Genomic DNA, 21,209 nt, shown 5'->3' with positions numbered 1-21,209 from the left:
TATGGATTTTATAAATGATTTTCTTTTGTATATTGAAATCATAATTCTAGGTATATTAGTTATTGTTTTAGCTTGGTATGTGCATGATAAGTATGTACAAAGAGATCATCAGTTATTGGTAAACTACCCAATTATTGGAAGACTCAGATATGTTTTAGAAGAGGCTAGAGAACCTTTTAGACAATATTTTGGTGATGAAAAGTTTTATGAATCAAAAGACAAATTGGACTGGGTATATAAAGCTTCAAGAGATTTACCAAATTATGCTTCTTTTTCCCCCGCTCAACCTTTACCAAAGCCAAAGTTTATGTTAAGACACGCAACTATCGTTTTAAATGAAGATGAAGTTGATAGAGACTTTTCTGTAACATTTGGAAGTAATAGAAAAAAACCATATACAGCAAAATCTATTATTGCAAGATCAGCTATGAGTGATGGTTCTATTTCTCCTGAGGGAACAAGAGCTTTTGTTAGAGGTTCATTTATGGGAGACTTTCCTATAAACTCAGGAGAGGGTGGACTTACGTCAAACTTTTTTGTAACACACCAAAATTATGATGAAAAATATATGGAAGTTGTTCATGGAACTAATTTTCAAAAAATAGTTAAAAGTGCCGTATTGAAGTTATTTAATGGTGCATTAGCAGCAGATGCATATAGAAAACTTATATTTAAAGATAATCCTGAAGCTGAAACATATGTTTTTGATGCAAGAACACAAGTTTTTCATAGACCAAACTGGAATGCTCCTTTAGCGTTTTTCCCAGAAGAAGTTCCTGAAGATATGCCTGATATTATTTTACAAGTAAGTTCTGGACTTTATTCTGTTAGAACAAAAGATGGTAAATTTGATCCAGAAAGATACCAAAAGGTTATGAGATTTTGTAAGATGACTGAGCTAAAAATAGCTCAAGGTGCAAAGCAAACTGGTGGAAAGCTTATCGCTGAAAAAGTTAGTCCAGCAATTGCTTATTATAGAAATGTAGAAGCACATAAAGACTTATTTTCTCCAAATAGATTTCCTTTTGCAAATAGTATTGAAGAACTTTTTGATTTTATTGGTCAAATGCAAGAGTTGTCAGATAAGCCAGTTGGTATTAAAATAGTTATTTCTGATTATGAAAATATTGTTCCTTATGCAAAAGAGATTAAAAAAAGAATAGAAGAAGGGAATAGTGCATATCCTGATTATATCTCTATTGATGGGGGAAGTGGAGGAAGTGCAACTGCTCCAATTGAAATGATGGAAAGAATAGGACTTAATATTAGAGATTCTATTTATTTAGCAAATAAAGTTTTAGAAGAGTATGGCGTAAGAAAGCAAGTAAAATTAGTAGCTAGTGGAAAACTTCTAACTCCTGATGATATCATTGTAATCATGGCTTTAGGTGCAGATTTTGTACAAATTGCTAGAGGATTTATGATGAGTGCAGGTTGTATTAGAGCTAGATATTGTTCTGGGACTACTGGACATGATTGTCCTGTTGGACTTGCAACTCAAAATAAAGAGAAAAGAAAAAAATATTTTGTACATAAACAAGCAAAAAAAGTAAGGGATTATCATAAAAATTTACTAAAAAGTGTTAGAGGCTTACTTGCTGTAATGGGACTAAAAAATATTAATGAATTAAATAAACATAAAATAATGTTCCTAGATAGAAACTCAAAAGTACATGATAATATTGATGATGTATTCGCTAGAATATTAGATATTGGTAAAGATATGGAGGATGAATATCATGAATCTAGATAAGGTTATTTCAGGCTTTTTTATTATTTTAGCTATGACATTAAACTTTGGTTTTTTTTATGGGGATATGGATTCATTAGTATCTCATAGTAAATATGAACTTATGGCAGCAATTATAGTAAATTTAATTGCTACAACATTAAAGCTTGGGGATAAGACTCAAATGGGTTCCGTATTATTAGCAACATCTTTAGTTGCAGATATTCAACTTATAGCAGCAGCAACTGTTTGGGCAATAGCAGCATATGCATATACAATTAATCAAGAAGTTACAAGTGTTATTATTTCACTCTCAGGTGGAGCACTATTAGCAAACCTTGTTTCTGTAGCACTTTATATTGGCGATACATTAAAGTCAAAAAGATAAATAAAACTAAAGAATAGTTTTGAAAAATAGTTCACTATTTATAGTCTTACAAAGAATGAGAAAACCATTTTTGGTTTTAATTATTACATATACAATTGCTATTACTGGGTTATTGGTTATTGATGGGGTTGATAACAATGGCAACCCTTATCATATGTCTATCTTTGATGCTTTTTATTTTATTACTTATACTGCTACAACTATTGGTTTTGGAGAAACCCCTTATGAGTTTACTTATGCTCAAAGAATATGGGTGAGTGCTTCAATATATATTACAGTTTTAGGTTGGTTTTATGCTGTTGGTACTTTAGTATCTTTACTTCAAGATAAACTATTTATTAGAGAAATAAAAAGAACAAAGTTTAAAAGACAAGTAGAATCAATAAAAGAGAAGTTTATTATTATCTTAGGATATAACCAAATTACAAATGAGATTGTAAATAGAGCTATTGAACAAGGTATTAGAGCTGTAATTATTGAAAAAGATGAAACAAAAGCAAATGAGGCTATTTTAGAAAACTTTACACCTACAGTTCCTGTTTTGGTTGCAGATGCCCATAGTGCATGGGCAATTGAATATGCAGGAATCAAAAGTAAGTATTGTAAAGGTTTAGTCTCTTTATTTGAAGATGACTCGTTAAATTTAAGAATTGCTCTTACTTCTAAACTTTTAAATCCATATGTAAAACTTGTTGTTAAATCTACTACAAAAAATCATTCAGATAATCTAAAAGATTTAGATGTAGAGATTGTCGCAAATCCTTTTTCAATAATCTCTAGTGAAATATCTATGGCTTTAACTGCTCCAAACCTTTTAAAGCTTGAAAAATGGATTTATAGAATGGAAGATTTAAATGCAAGTCTTCCTCTTTTTCCAAAGGGTAAATATATAATTTGTGGATATGGAAGAATGGGACAACATATTTACAAAAGATTGAAGTATTATAATATAGAAGCTCAGTTTGTAGAAATAGATAGAGGTAAAGGTCGAAGTTTTACAAGTAATGACTTTATGCATATAACTTATGGAAATGCAGATGATAAAGACTTATTACAAGAAGTAGGAATAGAAGATGCTGTTGCAATTATCTCCGCAACAAATGATGATACTACAAATCTTTCAGTTTTAGCAACTGCTAAAAAGTTGAATCCAAAGATTATGACAATTGCTAGAGAAAATGAAATGGAAGATTTCTCTATTTTTAAAAGTGCAAAGATAGACCATATTTTTATGCCATCAAGAATTTTAATCAATAAAACTACAAATGCTTTAATAAATCCACTTTCTGATAAGTTTATTAGACTTATGTCTAAAGAGGATGATAAGTGGGCATCAAGTTTAGTTAGAGATTTAAGCTCTAAGATTGATGAGTTCCCTTTACTAAAAGAGATATCAATAGATAAGAAAAATGCCTTTATGGTTTATGAGGCAATAGATAAAAAAGAAGAGATAACCTTGAAACTATTTACTCGCTCTTTATATAATAGAGATAAAGAAAATAATATAATACCCCTTTTACTTCAAAGAGGTGAAGAATATATTTTATTACCAAGTTTAGAAGAGAAGATAGAAAAGAATGATGCAATACTATTTGCATGTGATGAAAATGCTCAAAGTGATATAGAGTATATTTGTCAAAATATATATGAATTTTATTATGCCTTAACAGGAAAAGAAAAAAGTACGATTTTTAAAAAGGATTAACATGACAGTATTAACAGGACCATGTGTTTTAGAAGATAGAGATACAGTATTAGCAATTGCAGAAAAACTAAAACCTTTAAGTGAAGACAAAAGAGTAGACTTTTATTTTAAAGCCTCTTTTGATAAAGCAAATAGAACAAGTTTAAACTCATATAGAGGACCAGGTTTAGAAGAGGGTTTAAAACTATTTCAAGAGATAAAAGAGCAGTTTGGATATAAGCTTGTAAGTGATATTCATGAATCATATCAAGCAAAACCTGCAAGTGAGGTTTTAGATATTTTACAAATCCCTGCATTTTTATGTAGACAAACAGATTTACTTGTGGAAGCAGCAAAAACTAATTGTAAAATAAATATTAAAAAAGGACAGTTTTTAGCAGCAGATGCTATGAAACATCCTGTAGAAAAAGTACTTCAAACAAGAGGTGTTGATGAGGTATCTTATATCAACTCTCAAGAAGCAGGTGTTTGGCTTTGTGAAAGAGGAAATACTTTTGGTTATGGTGCTTTAGTTGTAGATATGAGAAACTTAATTCTTATGAGAGAGTATGCTCCTGTGATTTTTGATGCTACACACTCTGTTCAAATACCAAGTACTGGTGGAACAACTGGTGGTAACTCTGAGTATGTTCCTTATATGGCAAGAGCAGCAGCTAGTGTTGGTGTTGATGGTTTCTTCTTTGAAACACACACAGACCCTAAGTCTGCTAAAAGTGATGGTCCAAACATGCTACAAGTTGATAAATTATATAAAACAATTGATGAGATATTTGCTATTAAAGAAGCGCTTCAAAGCCTTTAATATTTTTTTAGATATAATGGCTAAATATTAGAAAAAATTTGGAGAAATTTTATGAAGATTATTGAAGGAAAAATGAGATTAAATGGTAACGAAAAAGTTGCTATTATCAATGGAAGATTTAATCATATTATTACAGATAGATTAGTTGAAGGTGCAAAAGATGCATTCGTAAGACACGGTGGAAATGAAGAAAACTTAGATTTAATTCTAGTTCCTGGTGCTTTTGAAATTCCATTTGCCCTAGAAAAAGCTTTAGAAACTGGAAAGTATGACGCAGTTTGTTGTGTTGGTGCAGTAATTAGAGGAGCAACTCCACACTTTGATTACATTTCAGCTGAAGCAACAAAAGGTATCGCAACAGTTACTTTAAAATATGGTAAGCCTGTATCAAATGGTGTTTTAACAACTGATACAATTGAGCAAGCTATTGAAAGAGCTGGTTCAAAAGTTGGAAACAAAGGTGCAGAAGCTATGACTACAATCATTGAAATGTTAGACCTTTATTCAGAGATGGGGAAATAATTTGGCAACTAGAACACAAGCGAGAGAATCAGTAATAGGTTTACTTTATGCATATGATCTTGGAAATGAAGGTATTGTTACTTTTATTGATGAGATTTTAGAAGATAAGAAAATTAGAAACAAACAAAAAGATTTTGCACTAGACTTATTTAATGGTGTAGTTGACAATATTGAAGATATTAATGAAGAGATTGTTTCTCACTTAAATCAAGGTGGAATCAAAGATATTGGAAGTGTTGAAAAATCAATATTAAGACTTGCAATTTATGAAATTAAATTTAAAGGTCTAGATAAAGCAATCGTTATTAATGAAGCAATTGAGTTATCTAAAAAATTAGCTTCTGATGGTGCTCCTAAGTTTATAAATGGAGTATTAGATAAAGTAAACAAGGCATCATAAATGAGAGATATGAAATTATGTATTTCTCTTGATTTACCAAGTGCAAAAGAGAATCTTGCACTTGTTGAACAAATCAAAGATTATGATGTTTGGTTAAAAGTTGGATTTAGAAGTTATATTAGAGATGGAAAAGCTTTTTTAGAAGATTTAAAAGCTATAAACCCAAACTTTAAAATCTTTTTAGATTTAAAACTTTATGATATTCCTAATACTATGGCTGATGCTGCACAAGAGATTGCTTCTTTTGGTCTTGTAGATATGTTTAATGTACATGCAAGTGCAGGTAAAAGAGCAATGAATGAAGTAATGGAAAGAATTAAAGATATACCAAATAAACCTATTGTTATAGCAGTAACAGCTCTTACATCTTTTGACAATGATGAGTTTAAAGCTGTATATAATGAAGATATTGAAACAAAAGCAACTAAACTAGCAGTTGATACATATGAGTCTGGTGTAGATGGTGTTGTATGTTCTGCCTTTGAAAGTTTAGATATTAAAAAGAATACTTCTGATGAGTTTATTACTTTATGTCCTGGGATTAGACCTTTTGGTGAAGCTGCAGGTGATCAAAAAAGAGTTGCTGATATTCCTTTTTCTAAAGAGAACTTAGTAGATTTTATAGTAGTTGGAAGACCAATATATAAGTCTGAAAACCCAAAAGAGGTTGTTAATAATATTTTAAAGAACATTTAGTTTAAAATTAAGATGTTTTTAAGTACATATTCATTAAAATCTCATTCCTAATTCGTTGGACAAGTGGGTGAGTGGCTGAAACCACACCCCTGCTAAGGGTGCGTCTCTTTACGGGGACCGAGAGTTCGAATCTCTCCTTGTCCGCCACTAATTATGGATTTTATTAGTGTGGTTGGGTTCTTAGCTCAGTTGGTCAGAGCACTCGGCTCATAACCGAGTGGTCCGGAGTTCGAATCTCCGAGAACCCACCACTTTAATATTTTGAGCGGGAGTAGCTCAGTTGGCTAGAGCCTCTGCCTTCCAAGCAGATTGTCGCGAGTTCGAGTCTCGTCTCCCGCTCCACTTTTTAATTTTATTTTAAGAAATTTTTGCTAAAATTTCACCCGTTGCGGGAGTAGCTCAGTTGGCTAGAGCCTCTGCCTTCCAAGCAGATTGTCGCGAGTTCGAGTCTCGTCTCCCGCTCCACTTTTTTAACTACATATTAATCAAAACTTCAATAAAATTACGAAAAACTATAAAGAACCAATCAATGAATGATTTTGTAAATAATAACCTTAATTCTATACTTGAAGCTTCATTCTCTCTATCAAATCAAGCAATATATCTTTTAAACCAAGAAGGTGAAGTTTTATTTGCTAATAATAATGCACTAGAAAGCCTAGGCTACACAGAAGAAGAGATTACTAAGCTTCATGTATGGGATATTGATGCAAATGTAAATACAAAAGAGAAGTATTTAGATGCTGTAAAGATGTTTCAACAAAAATCTCCTAATAAACAATCAAATATCTTAGAAACATATCATAAAAGGAAAAATGGAAGAGTTTTCCCTGTAGAAGTAGTTTCAAAATTTACTAAAATAGATGGAAAAGAGTATTTATTTTCTTATGCTAGAGATATTACTAGTAGAGTAAGAAGAACAGAAGAGATAAATTTATACTTTGATTTAATAAACTCTTCAAAGGATATGATTTTTGTTGTTGACCATGAAAGCGAGCTTGTAGAGTTTGCAAATGAAACTGCATGCGACCAATTAGGTTATACTCTAGCAGAACTAAAGAAAACAAAAATATCTAATATTAGAAAACCAATGGAGAGTGCTGATAATATAGCGATTCCTGAAGTTTTAAAGAAGATAAAAGAGGAAAATACTTTAACAACTTTTGGTGTTTATACTTCGAAAGCTGGAGTTAATATTCCTGTTGAGACTTCACTCCATTTAAAAGAGTACCAAGGAAAATTCTTTGTAACTGCGATTTCAAGAGATATTTCAGAAAGACTAGAAATTGATGGAAAAAGAGAAGAGTTAAACTTAAAACTAAAAAATTATAATAAAACACTAGAAAAAGAGATTAGTAAAGTTAAAAAAGACTTGATTGATTATGAATCAATAATGAAAAGACAATCAAAAATGGCTGCAATGGGTGAGATGTTAGAGAATATCGCTCACCAATGGAGACAACCTTTATCTGCTGTTTCTGTATTATCAACGGGAATGATTTTACAAAATGAACAGGATTTACTAAATAAAGACCTTTTAGATGCTGGATTAAATGATATAAATGAACAAGTTCAGTATCTATCAAAAACTATTGATGATTTTAGAAACTTCTTTAAACCAAATAAACAAAAAAATAGATTTAATCTAAAAAGTGTTATTAAAACATCAATAAAACTATCAAAAGCAAGATATACAAAAAAACATATTGAGTTTATTACTAGTATTGAAGATATGGAACTATTTACTTATGAAAATGAACTTCTACAAGTTTTATTAAATATCATTACAAATGCAAAAGATGAATTAATCAAAAAAGAGGGTAAGAAGTTTATTATCATAGATACTTGCTGTGATGAAGACTATTTATATATAAAAATCAAAGATAATGCAGGTGGAATAGACAAGTTTATTTTAGACAGAATTTTTGAACCATATTTTACTACAAAACATAATTCTCAAGGTACAGGAATAGGTCTGTATATGTCTAAAAATATTGTTAAACACATGAATGGAAAAATAAGTGTAAAGAATGAGAATATTGAATATAATAGCTCAGTATATTTAGGTGCTTGTTTTGAAATTAAACTACCTTTTGTACAAAATAGATAAGGTTTAAAAATGAATGATAGATTACATGAAATATTAGGTGAAATTGGAATTATCCATAAATCACTTTTAGATAACCAAAAAATTGATGATGTTGAATATGTTTTAGAGTACTTAGATGGATTTGAGGATGATGTAAAAGATCACTATTTAAAACTTTTATTACAGTATTATTTCCAACAAAATAATCTAAATAATGTAAAAGAGTTACTTCTTTTAGGATATAAATTCGATTTAAGAATGGAAGATATTAAATTAGCCTTTTTAAATATCAAATCAAATGAAGAAAATGTAATTGATTTCCTAGATGATAATGTTGTATTTTTAAAAGATTCAAATATGGAAGAGCCATTAAAGAAGATGTATACTTATTATATGGAAAATGAAGCCTTACAAGCGACTTTAGAAGAGACTGTAGAGCTTTTAAAGAGAAATAGATACATTTGTGCTTATGCATATAAAAACAGAGATTATGATTTTGCAAGATTCTTTTTAAATGAAGATTTATTACAGTCTTTAAAAGAAGATATGCCTTATCTTTTAAAGTAGGGATTAGTTATAGCAAAATTTAAAAAAGTACATGTTGAAATAACAAATGTATGTAATCTAAAGTGCAGCTTTTGCCCTCCAAAACTTCAGCCAAATGAGACAATGAAGCTTTCAAAGTTTGATGAACTAAACAAAGAGCTAAAAGAGGTAACTAATGAGTTAGCTTATCATGTAGTTGGTGACCCTTTAGTTTTAAAAAATTTAAGTGAATATCTAGATATAAGTTTAAAACATGAACTAAAAGTAAATATTGTAACTACAGCAAACAATATAAATCAAAGTTTCCATGAGACTTTGATGCACAAAGCAATAAGACAAATAAACTTCTCAATAAACTCATATAATGCAAACTCTCACAAGAAGTCTTTAGAAGAGTATTTAAACCCAATAGTTGAGTTTACAAAATATGCAATTCAAAAAGAACAACACTTCTTTATAAACTTTAGAATTTGGAATTTAGATGACAGTAAAAGTGCTAAAGAGTTTAACAGTAAAGTGTTTAATTATTTAGAAAAGCATTTTGATGTAAACTTGGATTTAGATGCAATTTACAAAGAGAAACCAAAAAACATAAAACTTGCAAGAATGGTTTTTATAAATTTTGATGAATACTTCAATTGGCCAAGTTTGGATAATGAGTTTGTATCAAAAGAGGGAACTTGTTATGGATTGGATTCTCACTTTGCAATTTTAAGTTCTGGAAAAGTAGCTCCTTGTTGTTTAGATAAAGATGCGGTTATAAATCTAGGAGATATTAATAACTCTTCAATTAAAGAGATTTTATCTTCTAAAAGAGTTCAAGATATAAAACAAGGTTTTAAAAGTGGCAAAGTAATAGAAGAACTTTGTCAAAAATGTGAATACAGAACAAGATTTGATAAATAAAGGTTTTAGATGTTAGAAGGACAAATGATAGCTTTAAGTGTTAGGGACTTTTTTACAAAGTCAATGCTTAAAATAGCTTTTTTACCACTTATAATTACAATGGCAGTTTTATTAATAGCTTTTTATAGTGCAGCAGATTATGGTTTTGACTCACTACAAGTTTATATTGAAAGTACACAAAATGGACAAGATGTAACAGTTGACCCAAATGCTCCTTTTTATTATATTTGGGCGACAGCAGTTATTGGATTTTTATTTCAATACTCTGTAACTTCTTGGTTAGTAGGATTTTTATTTTATACAATTGGAACACTATTTGTAATGATGTTCTCAGTGTTTACAACACTTATTATTATAGGTTTTTTAACACCTTTTATTTTAGAGATTATTCAAAAAAGACACTATCCTGAGATAAAAACAAATGGTTTTGGAAATATTCTAAGTCCTCTTTGGGTCTTATTTAGAAGTGGTCTTATTATGGTGATTATGTTTTTTGTATTAATGCCTTTATATTTTATTCCTTTTATAAATATAATTGCATTTAATTTTCCTCTTTACTACTTTTTTCACAAACTTTTAAATTATGATATTGCTTCAACTATTCTTACTAAAGAAGAGTATGCTGTAATTCATGCAAAAAAAGCAAGCTCTTTTAGAGGAAGAACTATTTTCTTATATATTTTATCTATGATTCCTTTTATTACGCTATTTACAGCTGTATTTTATATCATATATTTAGGTCATGGATATTTTCAAGAGTTAAAAAAGATTAGAAATAATGAAGATAGTATAATAAATAGTTTAGATAAAAAGCAGATAACAAACTAGTTATAAAACTAGTCTGTATCCTGTTCCTTGAACATTTTTAAGAACATCAGAAGGAAGTTTCTTTCTGAAGTTTTTGATGAATAATCTCATAGCATTTGGTGTCATAATATCTTCATTCCAAATGATATTTTCCATCTCTTCATAAGTAATAATTCTATTTTTTTGAATTAGTAGCTTTAAAAATTGATTCTCTTTTCTTGTTAGTTTAAACTCTTCATCTGGTGATTGAATAATTGATTTACTTTCATCAAATAACCAACCTTCTAAAAGATTATAAACTCTTGCACTATCAAAACTTTTAACAAAAGCTTCTAAGGCTTCAATTAGTTTACCTTCTGTAAGAGGTTTGATAATATATTTTACAAGATGAAGTTCAGTAGCTTCAAGCATGTACTCTAAATCTGTGTGTGCAGAAGTTATAATAACTCTTACTTTACTATCAACTTTTCTAATTCTTTTTATTAGTTCAATACCTGTTTCATTTGGCATTTTAATATCTGTAATGATTAAATCAGGTTTATTCTGTTCATAAAGTTTGTAACCTTCTTTTGCATTTTTGGCTACATATGTCTCTTTAAATAAGTCCTTTAATACCTCGGTAATGTTCTTTCTAATACCTTCTTCATCTTCAATATATAAAATAGTGAAGTTTTTCAAGTTTGAAATTAATGATTTGTCCATACAAAAAACCCCTATTATTAAAAGTATGGTATCATATCGAAAATAGCATTAGGGTTTAGAATTTGCAGTTAATGACAGAAAAGAATATCTCAAAAATAATAATTTATGTTTTCATAATTATCATGACAACAATGATTCTTATGATTTCTTATTTCTATGTAAAAAAGACATATGAAGATTTTGATAGACAGATGGACAAATATGTTCAAGATTATTATAAAAATCAAAAAATAATGTTAAAAAAAGAGATTGATACAATCATTGATGTAATTAAATATAATGCAACAAAAAGTGATGAAGAGAACGAAGATGAACTAAAAAGAGATACAGTAAGACTTCTAAATAATATCTCTTTTGATGAAGATAAGAGTAACTATATTTTTGTATATGAGGTTTTAGATATAAATGGCGGAGATGATTTTGCTAAACTACTTGTAAACCCAAATAGACCTGATTTACTAGGACTTATGCTTTCTACAAACTACAAAGATGCAAATGGCAAAAAGTTCCGTCAACAGTTTATGGAAGATATAAGACAAAAAGGTGAGTCTTTTACTGAGTATGCGTATAAAAAAGTAAATAGTGATACATCTAATCAAAAACTTTCTTATTTCAAATATTTCCCTAGATGGAGATGGGTTATTGCAGTTGGGGTTTATACAGATGATATAGAAGAAGAGATTTCAAGAAATAGAGAGCAACTTCAAAAAAGTATCCAAAATCAAATAGTTCAAAATATTTTACTGTTTACACTGTTTTTATCAATAGCCATTGTGATATCTATCTTAGTTTCACAAAAGATTGATGATGTTTTAAAGTCATATCAAAGAAGAGTAAAAGCAAAAACAGATGAGTTAAACGAGCTTAATGAGAACCTTGAAAAAAGAGTTGAAGGTGAGATTGAAAAGAATAGGGAGCATGAACAACTTCTTGTTCAAAAATCAAAGTTTATAGCCCTAGGGGAGATGATTTCAAATATTGCTCACCAGTGGAGACAACCTTTATCTGAACTCTCTTCTATCTTTATGAATATCAAGTTTAAGTATTATATGGAAAGACTTGATGAGAAAACAATGGATAAAAAAGTAAGAGAAGCTGAAGCTGTATTAGAGTTTATGTCTCATACTATTGATGATTTTAGAAATTTCTTCATGCCTAAAAAGTCTAAAGAGGAGTTTTATTTAAGAGGTTCAATGGATTCTATTATGACTATTATTTCAAGTGCTTTATCAAATAATAGCATCTTAGTAGATATGGATATTCCTGAGGATATTAAGCTAAATACATATGCAAATGAGTTCCAGCAAGTAATTTTAAATATCATCACAAATGCAAAAGATGTTCTTATCCAAAATAAGATTCAAGAGCCTTGGATAAAAATCTATGCAAAAGAGACAGAGAACAATGTTATCTTACTTATTGAAGATAATGGTGGTGGAATCAAAGTAGAACCAAAAAGTAAAGTTTTTGAACCATATTTTACTACAAAAAAAGATAGTGATGGAACAGGGATTGGACTTTATATGTCAAAGATTATTGTTGAAAAAAATATGAATGGAAAACTAAGAGTTAGAGATACAACTCATGGTGCAAGATTTGAGATTTATTTACCTAAATAGAAAGTAGTTTTACTTTCTATTTAATTATTATCTCTTTTTTTTCAAGACTAAAAATAGTCTTTTTTTCATCACTTGATTTTAAACTACATTTGTAAGAGTTATTAGTTGATAAGTTACTAACAATCGATAAACCTAAGCCAAAACCATTTTTTCTATTTTTTCTATTTTTACTTTTTGATGTTGTAAAAAATGGGTCAAATATTTTTTGACTATACTCTTTTTCTATTTTATTTCCATTATTTTCAAAGTAAATATTTTCACCCTCTGAATATACTTTTACGTAGCCTTTTTCAATATGTTTTATTGCATTACAAATGATATTTATACAAATCTTTTTTAAATCAATTTTATTGAACTCTATCACTAAGTCTTTATTTATCTCATTTATCAATTGTACGTTTTCATTTTTTGGTAAAAGTGGGAATAGTTCATTTTCTAAAAAATAGTATAAGATGATTTTTTCTTTTGCTTTATGTCTTTCCATAGATGAAATAAACTCCAACATATCTACAGTAAGTTCATTTAAAAAGTTAATCTCTTTTTTCATATAATCAAGTGCTTCGGGAAGTTGTTTTTTAGATACTAATCCATCTTCAATCTCTTCTATATATCCATTGATTATTGTTATTGGTGTTTTAATATCATGGGACATTGAAATAAGAAGATTTGAAAGATTATGATTTTTTTGTCTTAAATCTCCAATTAATGTTTCAAGTTGATTTGATAAATAGTTTATATCATCATTTATCTCATGAACTTCACTAATAAAGTTTTTACTATTGTTTTGTGTAAACTCTTGGTCTCTAATCTTTGTTAATCTCTCTTGTATAAAAAGAAATTTTCTTGAAAGATAAGTTCCAGAAAATAGACTAAGAAAACCAATTACTGGTAAAACTGATAATACTGTTAGGGAAATTTTTATAAGCATCACACTACAAATAGGTTTCCCTATAATTACAAAAGTCATAACAGCAGTAAAAGTTGAAACAATAAGTCCAGCAACAGTAGCAAGTATTACAATAAATGTTTTAATTTTCATCTATTTTGTATCCTATTCCTCTAATTGTTTTAATTATATTTTTATTGTGATGAAGAGATATCTTTTTTCTTATATTACAAATATGACTATCAATTCCTCTATCATCAATTTCACCTAAATAGTTGTCATAAATCAGTTGAGCTAACTCTTGTCTTGAATATACTCTGTTTTTATTATTTGTAAAAACAGAAAGAATAAAATATTCACTAGGTGTGAAGTCAACAATGAAGTTATTTATAGAGATTTCTTTTGCCTCATCATTTATAACAATACTACTTGTCTCTTCTTGATTTTTAGAAACAATTAGTTCATCTCTTCTTTTTAAAAGTGATTTTATTTTAAGTGATAACTCTTTTGCAGAAAAAGGTTTTGCTATATAATCATCAATTCCATAGTTATAACCTTTTGTTTTAAAATCCTCTGTATCTAAAGCACTTATCATAATAATAAGTGTTTTTTTAGACTGATTTCTTATTGAGTTACAAAGGGTAAACCCATCCACATGTGGAAGCATAATATCTAAAGTAACAAGGTCATACTCTTTTGCTTTTATAAACTCTAAAGCACTTTTCCCATCTAGGGCAATATCCACATTATAGACTTTAGAATCAAGTCTATTTTTTATAAAGTGTACAATAGATTCTTCATCTTCTATTATCAATATATTTTTTTTCATTTAATACTCAATTTTTATTTAACTATAGTGTACTTCTCGTGATTATACAATTGTATTGTTAAGAAAGTATGAAGATTTTATCTTGACAATTTCTTAATAATTTCTTCATAAAATCTCAATAGTCTTAAAATAAAATGCACACATATAAAAGTACTAAAGGATATGTAATGAAAGAAAAAAAAGAAATAGGGCTTCATGAAGCTTATCATAATGATCCAGTAAAAAGTGATTTAGATATATTTGGGAGAGAAAGCGATGAGTCAAGAAGAGGGTTCTTAAAAAAATCTTCTATTTTAGCTATGGCTGCAATGGTTGGTTCAAATATACCTTTTGGTTCAAATATGCCATCTGGTCTTATTCCTGCTGCATTAGCTGATTCAACTGAACCTTTTAAAATAGAAGGAAAAGATGGATTAGTTTATCTAAATGATAGACCTGTAAATGCAGAAACACCACCACATTTATTAAATGATGAATTTACACCTGGAAAACATTTTTTCATCAGAAATAATGGTGTTCCTCCAAAGAAAACAGAAAATCCAGATGAGTGGACTTTAGAAATTGCAGGAGAAAGCTGTGAAAAACCTACAACATTTACACTAAAAGAGTTAAAAGAGAAGTTTAAACACTATACTTATGCTTTACAATTAGAGTGTGGTGGAAATGGTAGAAAAGAAGTTAATCCTCCAGCAAAAGGAAATCAATGGACAACTGGTTCTATTGGTTGTGGTAGATGGACTGGTGTTAGATTAAGAGATGTTCTTGAGTATTGTGGTATTAAAAAAGATGCTGTTTATATTGGATATTATGGAAGAGATACTCACTTAAGTGGTGACCCAACAAAAGAGGTTATTTCAAGAGGTGCTCCAATGGAAAAAGCCTTAGAAGATGAGTCTTTAATTGCTTGGGCATATGAAGGTGAAGATATTCCTTTATATAATGGTTATCCTTTAAGATTAGTAGTTGGTGGATGGCCTGCCTCTGTATCTGGGAAATGGCTTAAAAAGATTGTTATTAGAGATAGAGTTCATGATGGTAAAAAAATGAATGGTCAATCTTATAGAGTACCAAAAAATCCAGTTGCTCCTGGAACAAAAGTAGCTGATGAAGATATGGAAATTATTGAATCAATGCCTGTTAAGTCATTGATTACTTTCCCTAAATCTGGTGTAAGACATGAGTTAAATAAGAAGTTTAAATTCAATGGTAAAGCTTGGGCAGGTGATTTAGAAGTAACTCAAATGGAAGTTTCAATTGACTTTGGAGCAACATGGAAAAAAGTTAAGAAGTTAAATAAACCACTAAACAGACTTGCTTGGCAATCATGGGAAGCATCAGTTAAGTTCCCTAAGACGGGTTATTATGAAGTTTGGGCAAGAGCTATGGACTCAAATGGTGTTAAACAACCAATGATTTTACCAGGTTGGAATCCAAGAGGTTATTTAAATAATGCTTGTCATAGAATAGCTGTATTAGTAGTGTAAGGAGTTTTAAATGAAATTATTCAAAAAAACTTTTGTAGCCTTAGGGCTACTTACACTTCTTTCTTCTTTTTCTTTTGCAGCTGAAAAGCAATATGATAAAGAGACAGGACTTATTATTGATTCTGGAATGGAAGTAGTAAGAGCAAACTGTACAGTTTGTCACAGTGCTAAGTTTATTACTTTACAAAGAGGTGATAGACAAACTTGGCTTGATATGATTAGATGGATGCAAGATTCTCAAGGGTTATGGCAGTTTGATGCGCAAACTGAAAAGACTATTTTAGACTATTTAGAGAAAAACTATGCTCCTGATAAGGCTTCAAGAAGACAAAATCTAAGTAAAGACCTATTACCATAAATCAATTATTAGGGAAAACTTTCCCTAATAGCAATTTGGTACAATAAAAACTTCTAAAAATAGTATATAATTGCATATGGGAAAAAATCAAGACACTACTTTTCAAACTAAAATTTGGAAACCAAAGTTTAGTGATGACATTACTTTTCATAAGGCTTATTTTTTAAACTACGGTTTTGATAAGCATGTTCACGAAGACTATACTATTGGACTAATCCAAAATGGACATATGGATGCATTTGTCGATGGTGAAAAAAAGAGCTTAGATAGTTCTACTATTGTTAGTGTAAACCCTGATGAAACCCATGCTTGTCAAACTTTCTACCATAAAGATTATACTCTTTATTCAATCTATTTAAAACCAAATCTATTTAAAGAGCTTGTAAATGAAAACTTTCATACAAGTGAACTATATTTTAAAGAAGGTGCTTATTTTGATAAAGAGCTTTCAAGTAGATTTTTGAAGATATTAAACTTTAGTGAAAATCAATATCTTTCTAACTTAGATTTTGAGTGTGAGCTTTTAGATTCTGTTAAAAGTCTAGTTTCAAAAAACGTAAAATACAGTATTGACAAAAATATTTCAAATCATCAATCAATGATAAAAAAAGCAAAAGAGTTTATGAGTGAAAACTACCATTTAGATTTAAATTTAGATGATATCTCAGATGCTTTAGATGTATCAAAATACCATTTTCTAAGAACTTTCAAGGACAAAACCTTTCTTTCTCCCCACAATTACCTAATGCTAAAAAGAATAGAAAAAGCAAAAGAGTTACTTCAAAAAGGTGAAAGCCTTACAAATACAGCTCATATTTGTGGCTTCAATGACCAAAGCCATTTAAATAGAAGGTTTAAATCTATCATGGGCTTAACTCCTGGAGAATACAAAAAGTTTTTTAATTAGCAATTTCATACAAGACAATAATTTCTTTCTTTGATAATATTCTTTTATGGATAAAAATTTTAGAAACGGATTTATAGCTAATCTACCAATCGGAATTAGTGTTTTTGCTTATGGTGCAGTTTTAGGCGTACTTTGTGTTCAAAAAGATATTGAGTTTTATCAACTAGCTTTGATGAATATCTTTATTTTTGCAGGTTCTTCTCAGTTTGTAATTGTGGATATGTGGAATACAACTCTTGATATTATTGGAGTGACGATTGCAGCACTTCTTGTAAATTTAAGATATTTTTTAGTTACAGCTTCATTGAATACTCTTTTTGTAGGCACAAGCAAAACTCAAAAGTTTAAATATATGCACTTTGTGACTGATGAGTGTTGGGCTATTACAATGCAAAGATTAAAACAAGAAAGTATTACTCCTATGTTTTTATTAGGTGGAGGAGTATGTATTTTTTCAGTTTGGTTTGCGGGAACTTCCCTTGGATACTTTTTAGGTGACTTTATTCAAAGTCCAGAAAAATACGGTTTAGACTTTGCTTTTATTGCAATCTTTTTAGCCCTAGCTATTAGTATGTATAAAGGCAAAGAAAATATTATTCCTTGGCTTATAACTATTGTAAGTGCTTTTGCTTTTGAGCAGTTAATTGATGGAAAAATATATATAGTTTTAGCAGCTATTTTAGGTGCTTTTTCAGCTGTTGTTTTTTCAAAGGATGAAAGATATGGATAGTTTTACACTTAGTGCCTTAGCTATAATATTTTTAGTTGCATTGGGAACTTATAGTTTAAGGGTTTCTGGAATACTTCTTTCAAGTAAGTTATCAAAAAACAAAAAGATAGAACTGTTTTTAGACTATCTTCCTTCTACTTTACTTTTAGCCTTGGTTTTTCCAAGTATCATAAAAGAAGGAGTTGCTGGAGTAATCGCAAGTTTACTTATTGTTTTGATTATGTATAGAACAAATAATGTTCTTCTTTCTATGTGTGTTTCTATTTTATTTATAGCTCTTTTTAGAAACTATATGACATAAGCCTTTTGGCTTATGCTTTGATTTTTTTGTATGCTTCACCTAAACTTTTAGAGGCTTTTAGAAGTAGAACTTTTTCTTCTTTATTTAAAGACACATTTAGTCTATATTCAACACCTTTACTTCCAATTGTACAAGGAAGACTAAGAACAGTTCCTTTTTCTAGGTTGTACTCTTTATTTGCTTTTACTGATACAGAAAATATCTTCTTTTCATCTCGAATAACACTTTGAATAAGTTTTGCAACCGCAACTGCAACCCCAAAGTTTGTATATCCTTTTCTTTGGATAATCTCATAGGCTCTATTTTTTACTATTTGCATAGTATTCTTTTTTAGTTGCTCTAGTTTTAGCCCCTTTGGAAGAGGGAAGTTTTTTAGTTTGATTGAACCAATTATAGCATTTGACCAAACAGCAAACTCACTATCTCCATGCTCACCTATAACATGAACATGAACATTTTTTCTATTTACATTTAGCTCTTTTCCAACTTGAAATCTTAATCTTGAAGTATCTAAAAGTGTCCCTGAACCAAAAATCTTGTTAGAATCTCTTTTACTTGCTTCTTGTGCTACTCTTGTAAGAATATCAACAGGGTTTGATACCATAATTAAAACAGCATTTGGCACGTATTTATCAAGGTTTTTAATTATATCTTTTATGATTTTTGCATTTCTATCAAGAAGTTCTAATCTTGTCTCACCTTCTTTTTGTCTAGCTCCTACTGTAATAGCTACAATGCTACACTCTGATAGGTCTTTATAATCATTTGTAGCTTTTACAGTCATCTCTGAAAGTAAAGGAATAGTGTCATCTATATCCATAGCTTCTGCTATTGCTTTGTCTTTGTCTCTATTAAAAAGAACAATCTCTTTTCCAACATTTCTAAGAACTAAAGCATTTACAATAGCTGCACCTACATTTCCTGCACCAATTACACCTATTTTTGTAAGACTTGACATATGAAAAACCTTTTGTTTTTTATTTGAATTGTAGCTAGATAATTTTAAGGAAAAGTTATTTTAGGAAGTCTATTTTTCTTTCGTCTTTCCATCTTTTTTTATTTCTTCTTTTAAAAGAGGTGAAAGCACTTATTCCTATCAGTAACGCTAGTAGATAATAAGCATAAGTCTCCATGATATCCTTTCATTTTATATTTTGAAAGTATATCAATAAAAACTCTGCTTACTTAAAAGTATTTCATTTTGCAATGTTTTTGTTTTTGTAAAAACTATAAGAAAAATATGTCACTATAACTAATGTACCAATTACGATATAAATAAGGGAAATATCCCTTGCTGAAGATAGATTTATAACAGTTGCTAAATAAGTAGCTCCCATAGAAGAAAGCCCAAAGTTTAGTGCTGAAAATAGACCCGATGCTGTTCCTGCATTTTCTTTAAAGTCTTCTAGTGCAAAAGCAGGGCAAGCACTTACAAAAATAGTACAACCTACAGCAATAATAGCCATAGGTAAAACATATGTTTGCCAAATACCAAAAGATGAAAGAGCAAAGATTAATACTCCTCCAAAAGTATAAAATAAGATACCAATACTTACTGTGTTTTTTATTCCTATTTTTTCTACAACTAAAGGAACAGTAAAACTACCAATCATAAAAACAAAAGCGATAAGCATAAACATCCAACCAAAAGATACTTTTGATACACCTAAATACCCAATCAAATATAAAGGTGCAATAGTTAAGAAGAACATAAATCCAAGAAAACCAACAAGCGTAAGGCTAAGATATAGTACAAAGTTTTTATTTGTCACTACACTTTTGTATGCATCTAAAGTTGACTGCTTTTCTAAGATATCATCTTTTTTGCTTTTTACTAAAGTCTCTGCTGTAAAAAGATAAGTCCAAACAATACTACATAACCCAATAATAGAAAACAGAGTAAATACATATTGCCAAGAGTTTGTTTCTAAAATAAAAGCCCCAATAAGTGGTGCAGATACAGGGATAATGGCTAAAGAACCATTTAGATAACTATAAGCTCGTCCAAGTTTTACTCCATCAAATGTATCTCTGATAATTGCAAAGATTGCAGCAAAACAAGCACTCCCTCCAAAGCTTTGTAAAGCTCTATAGGCTAAAAACTGAGTTGGGCTATCTTGAGTTATCTTTGATATTAAGTATGAAGCTATAGAAAAAACAACAAGTCCTATAAGAGCTACATTTCTTCTTCCTATAATATCACTGATTCTTCCCCAGAACATCTGTCCTATTCCCCAAAAAAGAAGGTAGATTGAAATAGCAAACTTAGCAACACTGTTGTCACCTAGAAAAAAAGATTGAATGTCATTTAATGCAGGTAAAAAAAGGTCAATTCCCATTGGAAGTAGTGTAAATAATGGTAAAGCTAAAAAAAGAGTCATAAAAATAGATTCACTGCTTTTGTGTCTCAAAACTGTATGTATATGTTTCATAAAAAATCCTTGTAAGAGATATATAAAGTATGGAAGTGGAAAATAAAAAAGTGTACTCAATAAAAAACTAGTAGGAGATATATAATGAGAGTACACTTTTCTTATAGAGAGGGAAAAAATGAATTAAATTGTTAGCACAATCTCTATGGGCAGAACTTTAACAATATCTAACTTAAAAAACCATTACAGTAATAAAGTAAAGTAAGGACATAAAATATATATAGGGTAGTATAATATACTAATAAATGTTACATTTAAATAGAAATTCTAAAATTTAAACAAACTTTAATATAAAATATTACATCTGTGACAGGGATGTGACAAGAAAATATTATAATCTTGGCATAAAAACATTAAAGAGATTTTGTTGC

22 protein-coding genes and 4 tRNA genes are annotated in these 21,209 nt (G+C 29.4%); 21 read left to right on the top strand and 5 right to left on the bottom strand.

What is annotated here, in order from left to right; translation table 11 throughout:
* The first annotated feature begins 1 nt into the window (after nucleotide 1).
* The 15 genes from CRV02_RS01285 (at nucleotide 2) to CRV02_RS01215 (ending at nucleotide 10,611) form a co-directional block, all read left to right on the top strand.
* Nucleotides 2-1,753: an FMN-binding glutamate synthase family protein gene (locus tag CRV02_RS01285; RefSeq protein WP_129088821.1), complete on the top strand. Its 1,752-nt coding sequence runs from the start codon at nucleotides 2-4 to the stop codon at nucleotides 1,751-1,753.
* Nucleotides 1,740-2,117 (top strand): DUF6394 family protein, encoded by a 378-nt coding sequence (locus CRV02_RS01280; protein WP_129088820.1) that lies wholly within the window; start codon nucleotides 1,740-1,742, stop codon nucleotides 2,115-2,117. The genes CRV02_RS01285 and CRV02_RS01280 overlap by 14 nt, the downstream gene beginning before the upstream one ends.
* Nucleotides 2,118-2,136: 19 nt before the next feature.
* Complete coding sequence (locus CRV02_RS01275; protein ID WP_129088819.1) at nucleotides 2,137-3,822, top strand: TrkA family potassium uptake protein; 1,686 nt, start codon at nucleotides 2,137-2,139, stop codon at nucleotides 3,820-3,822.
* Nucleotide 3,823: 1 nt separating this feature from the next.
* Nucleotides 3,824-4,624 (top strand): 3-deoxy-8-phosphooctulonate synthase, encoded by an 801-nt coding sequence (gene kdsA / locus CRV02_RS01270; protein WP_129088818.1) that lies wholly within the window; start codon nucleotides 3,824-3,826, stop codon nucleotides 4,622-4,624.
* Nucleotides 4,625-4,675: 51 nt separating this feature from the next.
* On the top strand, nucleotides 4,676-5,146 hold the full coding sequence (ribH, locus tag CRV02_RS01265) for a 6,7-dimethyl-8-ribityllumazine synthase (protein ID WP_129083808.1): 471 nt from the start codon (nucleotides 4,676-4,678) through the stop codon (nucleotides 5,144-5,146).
* A gap of 1 nt (nucleotide 5,147) precedes the next feature.
* Entirely contained in the window at nucleotides 5,148-5,546 is a 399-nt protein-coding gene (gene nusB, locus CRV02_RS01260) for a transcription antitermination factor NusB (RefSeq protein ID WP_129088817.1), read from the top strand.
* Between the two features lie 9 nt (nucleotides 5,547-5,555).
* Entirely contained in the window at nucleotides 5,556-6,242 is a 687-nt protein-coding gene (gene pyrF, locus CRV02_RS01255; RefSeq protein ID WP_129088976.1) for an orotidine-5'-phosphate decarboxylase, read from the top strand.
* 57 nt (nucleotides 6,243-6,299) lie between these two features.
* Nucleotides 6,300-6,389: transfer RNA gene (locus CRV02_RS01250), tRNA-Ser, on the top strand.
* A 27-nt stretch (nucleotides 6,390-6,416) separates the two neighbouring features.
* Nucleotides 6,417-6,493, top strand: a tRNA-Met gene (locus CRV02_RS01245).
* Nucleotides 6,494-6,507: 14 nt separating this feature from the next.
* Nucleotides 6,508-6,584: transfer RNA gene (locus CRV02_RS01240), tRNA-Gly, on the top strand.
* Nucleotides 6,585-6,630: 46 nt separating this feature from the next.
* Nucleotides 6,631-6,707, top strand: a tRNA-Gly gene (locus CRV02_RS01235).
* A 64-nt stretch (nucleotides 6,708-6,771) separates the two neighbouring features.
* Entirely contained in the window at nucleotides 6,772-8,352 is a 1,581-nt protein-coding gene (locus CRV02_RS01230; protein WP_129088816.1) for a PAS domain-containing sensor histidine kinase, read from the top strand.
* Between the two features lie 9 nt (nucleotides 8,353-8,361).
* On the top strand, nucleotides 8,362-8,898 hold the full coding sequence (locus CRV02_RS01225; protein WP_129083806.1) for a hypothetical protein: 537 nt from the start codon (nucleotides 8,362-8,364) through the stop codon (nucleotides 8,896-8,898).
* A gap of 9 nt (nucleotides 8,899-8,907) precedes the next feature.
* Nucleotides 8,908-9,783, top strand: coding sequence for a radical SAM/SPASM domain-containing protein (locus CRV02_RS01220; RefSeq protein ID WP_375137075.1), 876 nt, complete (start codon nucleotides 8,908-8,910; stop codon nucleotides 9,781-9,783).
* A 9-nt stretch (nucleotides 9,784-9,792) separates the two neighbouring features.
* Nucleotides 9,793-10,611 (top strand): EI24 domain-containing protein, encoded by an 819-nt coding sequence (locus tag CRV02_RS01215; RefSeq protein ID WP_129088814.1) that lies wholly within the window; start codon nucleotides 9,793-9,795, stop codon nucleotides 10,609-10,611.
* On the opposite strand, the gene CRV02_RS01210 is transcribed toward CRV02_RS01215, so the two are convergent.
* Nucleotides 10,612-11,292: a response regulator transcription factor gene (locus tag CRV02_RS01210; RefSeq protein ID WP_129083803.1), complete on the bottom strand. Its 681-nt coding sequence runs from the start codon at nucleotides 11,290-11,292 to the stop codon at nucleotides 10,612-10,614.
* 71 nt (nucleotides 11,293-11,363) lie between these two features.
* Between CRV02_RS01210 and CRV02_RS01205 the strand changes: the two genes are divergently transcribed.
* Entirely contained in the window at nucleotides 11,364-12,911 is a 1,548-nt protein-coding gene (locus tag CRV02_RS01205) for a cache domain-containing protein (RefSeq protein WP_258239207.1), read from the top strand.
* Nucleotides 12,912-12,927: 16 nt separating this feature from the next.
* On the opposite strand, the gene CRV02_RS01200 is transcribed toward CRV02_RS01205, so the two are convergent.
* Entirely contained in the window at nucleotides 12,928-13,950 is a 1,023-nt protein-coding gene (locus CRV02_RS01200) for a HAMP domain-containing sensor histidine kinase (protein ID WP_129088812.1), read from the bottom strand.
* Nucleotides 13,940-14,626, bottom strand: coding sequence for a response regulator transcription factor (locus tag CRV02_RS01195; RefSeq protein WP_129088811.1), 687 nt, complete (start codon nucleotides 14,624-14,626; stop codon nucleotides 13,940-13,942). The genes CRV02_RS01200 and CRV02_RS01195 overlap by 11 nt, the downstream gene beginning before the upstream one ends.
* 167 nt (nucleotides 14,627-14,793) lie before the next feature.
* Between CRV02_RS01195 and CRV02_RS01190 the strand changes: the two genes are divergently transcribed.
* From CRV02_RS01190 to CRV02_RS01170, 5 genes are all read left to right on the top strand, one after another.
* Nucleotides 14,794-16,110: a sulfite oxidase gene (locus CRV02_RS01190; protein ID WP_129088810.1), complete on the top strand. Its 1,317-nt coding sequence runs from the start codon at nucleotides 14,794-14,796 to the stop codon at nucleotides 16,108-16,110.
* 10 nt (nucleotides 16,111-16,120) lie between these two features.
* Nucleotides 16,121-16,468 (top strand): hypothetical protein, encoded by a 348-nt coding sequence (locus CRV02_RS01185; protein WP_129083798.1) that lies wholly within the window; start codon nucleotides 16,121-16,123, stop codon nucleotides 16,466-16,468.
* Nucleotides 16,469-16,544: 76 nt separating this feature from the next.
* Nucleotides 16,545-17,375 (top strand): AraC family transcriptional regulator, encoded by an 831-nt coding sequence (locus CRV02_RS01180; protein WP_129088809.1) that lies wholly within the window; start codon nucleotides 16,545-16,547, stop codon nucleotides 17,373-17,375.
* A gap of 46 nt (nucleotides 17,376-17,421) precedes the next feature.
* On the top strand, nucleotides 17,422-18,105 hold the full coding sequence (locus tag CRV02_RS01175) for an AzlC family ABC transporter permease (protein ID WP_129083795.1): 684 nt from the start codon (nucleotides 17,422-17,424) through the stop codon (nucleotides 18,103-18,105).
* Entirely contained in the window at nucleotides 18,098-18,406 is a 309-nt protein-coding gene (locus CRV02_RS01170; protein ID WP_129088808.1) for an AzlD domain-containing protein, read from the top strand. The genes CRV02_RS01175 and CRV02_RS01170 overlap by 8 nt, the downstream gene beginning before the upstream one ends.
* A gap of 10 nt (nucleotides 18,407-18,416) precedes the next feature.
* Here the strand turns inward: CRV02_RS01170 and CRV02_RS01165 are convergent, their stop codons facing one another.
* Together CRV02_RS01165 and CRV02_RS01160 are read right to left on the bottom strand one after the other, a co-directional pair.
* Nucleotides 18,417-19,364 carry an L-lactate dehydrogenase gene (locus tag CRV02_RS01165; RefSeq protein ID WP_129088807.1) on the bottom strand — a complete coding sequence of 316 codons (948 nt, stop codon included), beginning with the start codon at nucleotides 19,362-19,364 and terminating at the stop codon, nucleotides 18,417-18,419.
* Nucleotides 19,365-19,602: 238 nt separating this feature from the next.
* Complete coding sequence (locus CRV02_RS01160; protein WP_129088806.1) at nucleotides 19,603-20,838, bottom strand: multidrug effflux MFS transporter; 1,236 nt, start codon at nucleotides 20,836-20,838, stop codon at nucleotides 19,603-19,605.
* Nucleotides 20,839-21,209 lie beyond the last annotated feature (371 nt).

Origin of the sequence: Arcobacter sp. CECT 8989, assembly GCF_004116715.1 — a bacterium.
In the GTDB taxonomy this organism is placed as follows: domain Bacteria; phylum Campylobacterota; class Campylobacteria; order Campylobacterales; family Arcobacteraceae; genus Halarcobacter.
Note: the sequence above shows the minus strand (reverse complement) of the source record. Positions and strands in the feature narration are given on the sequence as shown.

Bases quoted from the DNA above. Each gene is read 5' to 3' on its own strand.
- CRV02_RS01285 (WP_129088821.1), top strand. From the start codon at position 2: ATGGATTTTATAAATGATTTTCTTTTGTATATTGAAATCATAATTCTA.
- CRV02_RS01280 (WP_129088820.1), top strand. From the start codon at position 1,740: ATGAATCTAGATAAGGTTATTTCAGGCTTTTTTATTATTTTAGCTATG.
- kdsA (WP_129088818.1), top strand. From the start codon at position 3,824: ATGACAGTATTAACAGGACCATGTGTTTTAGAAGATAGAGATACAGTA.
- ribH (WP_129083808.1), top strand. From the start codon at position 4,676: ATGAAGATTATTGAAGGAAAAATGAGATTAAATGGTAACGAAAAAGTT.
- pyrF (WP_129088976.1), top strand. From the start codon at position 5,556: ATGAAATTATGTATTTCTCTTGATTTACCAAGTGCAAAAGAGAATCTT.
- CRV02_RS01230 (WP_129088816.1), top strand. From the start codon at position 6,772: ATGAATGATTTTGTAAATAATAACCTTAATTCTATACTTGAAGCTTCA.
- CRV02_RS01225 (WP_129083806.1), top strand. From the start codon at position 8,362: ATGAATGATAGATTACATGAAATATTAGGTGAAATTGGAATTATCCAT.
- CRV02_RS01215 (WP_129088814.1), top strand. From the start codon at position 9,793: ATGTTAGAAGGACAAATGATAGCTTTAAGTGTTAGGGACTTTTTTACA.
- CRV02_RS01210 (WP_129083803.1), bottom strand. From the start codon at position 11,292: ATGGACAAATCATTAATTTCAAACTTGAAAAACTTCACTATTTTATAT.
- CRV02_RS01205 (WP_258239207.1), top strand. From the start codon at position 11,364: ATGACAGAAAAGAATATCTCAAAAATAATAATTTATGTTTTCATAATT.
- CRV02_RS01200 (WP_129088812.1), bottom strand. From the start codon at position 13,950: ATGAAAATTAAAACATTTATTGTAATACTTGCTACTGTTGCTGGACTT.
- CRV02_RS01195 (WP_129088811.1), bottom strand. From the start codon at position 14,626: ATGAAAAAAAATATATTGATAATAGAAGATGAAGAATCTATTGTACAC.
- CRV02_RS01190 (WP_129088810.1), top strand. From the start codon at position 14,794: ATGAAAGAAAAAAAAGAAATAGGGCTTCATGAAGCTTATCATAATGAT.
- CRV02_RS01185 (WP_129083798.1), top strand. From the start codon at position 16,121: ATGAAATTATTCAAAAAAACTTTTGTAGCCTTAGGGCTACTTACACTT.
- CRV02_RS01180 (WP_129088809.1), top strand. From the start codon at position 16,545: ATGGGAAAAAATCAAGACACTACTTTTCAAACTAAAATTTGGAAACCA.
- CRV02_RS01175 (WP_129083795.1), top strand. From the start codon at position 17,422: ATGGATAAAAATTTTAGAAACGGATTTATAGCTAATCTACCAATCGGA.
- CRV02_RS01170 (WP_129088808.1), top strand. From the start codon at position 18,098: ATGGATAGTTTTACACTTAGTGCCTTAGCTATAATATTTTTAGTTGCA.
- CRV02_RS01165 (WP_129088807.1), bottom strand. From the start codon at position 19,364: ATGTCAAGTCTTACAAAAATAGGTGTAATTGGTGCAGGAAATGTAGGT.
- CRV02_RS01160 (WP_129088806.1), bottom strand. From the start codon at position 20,838: ATGAAACATATACATACAGTTTTGAGACACAAAAGCAGTGAATCTATT.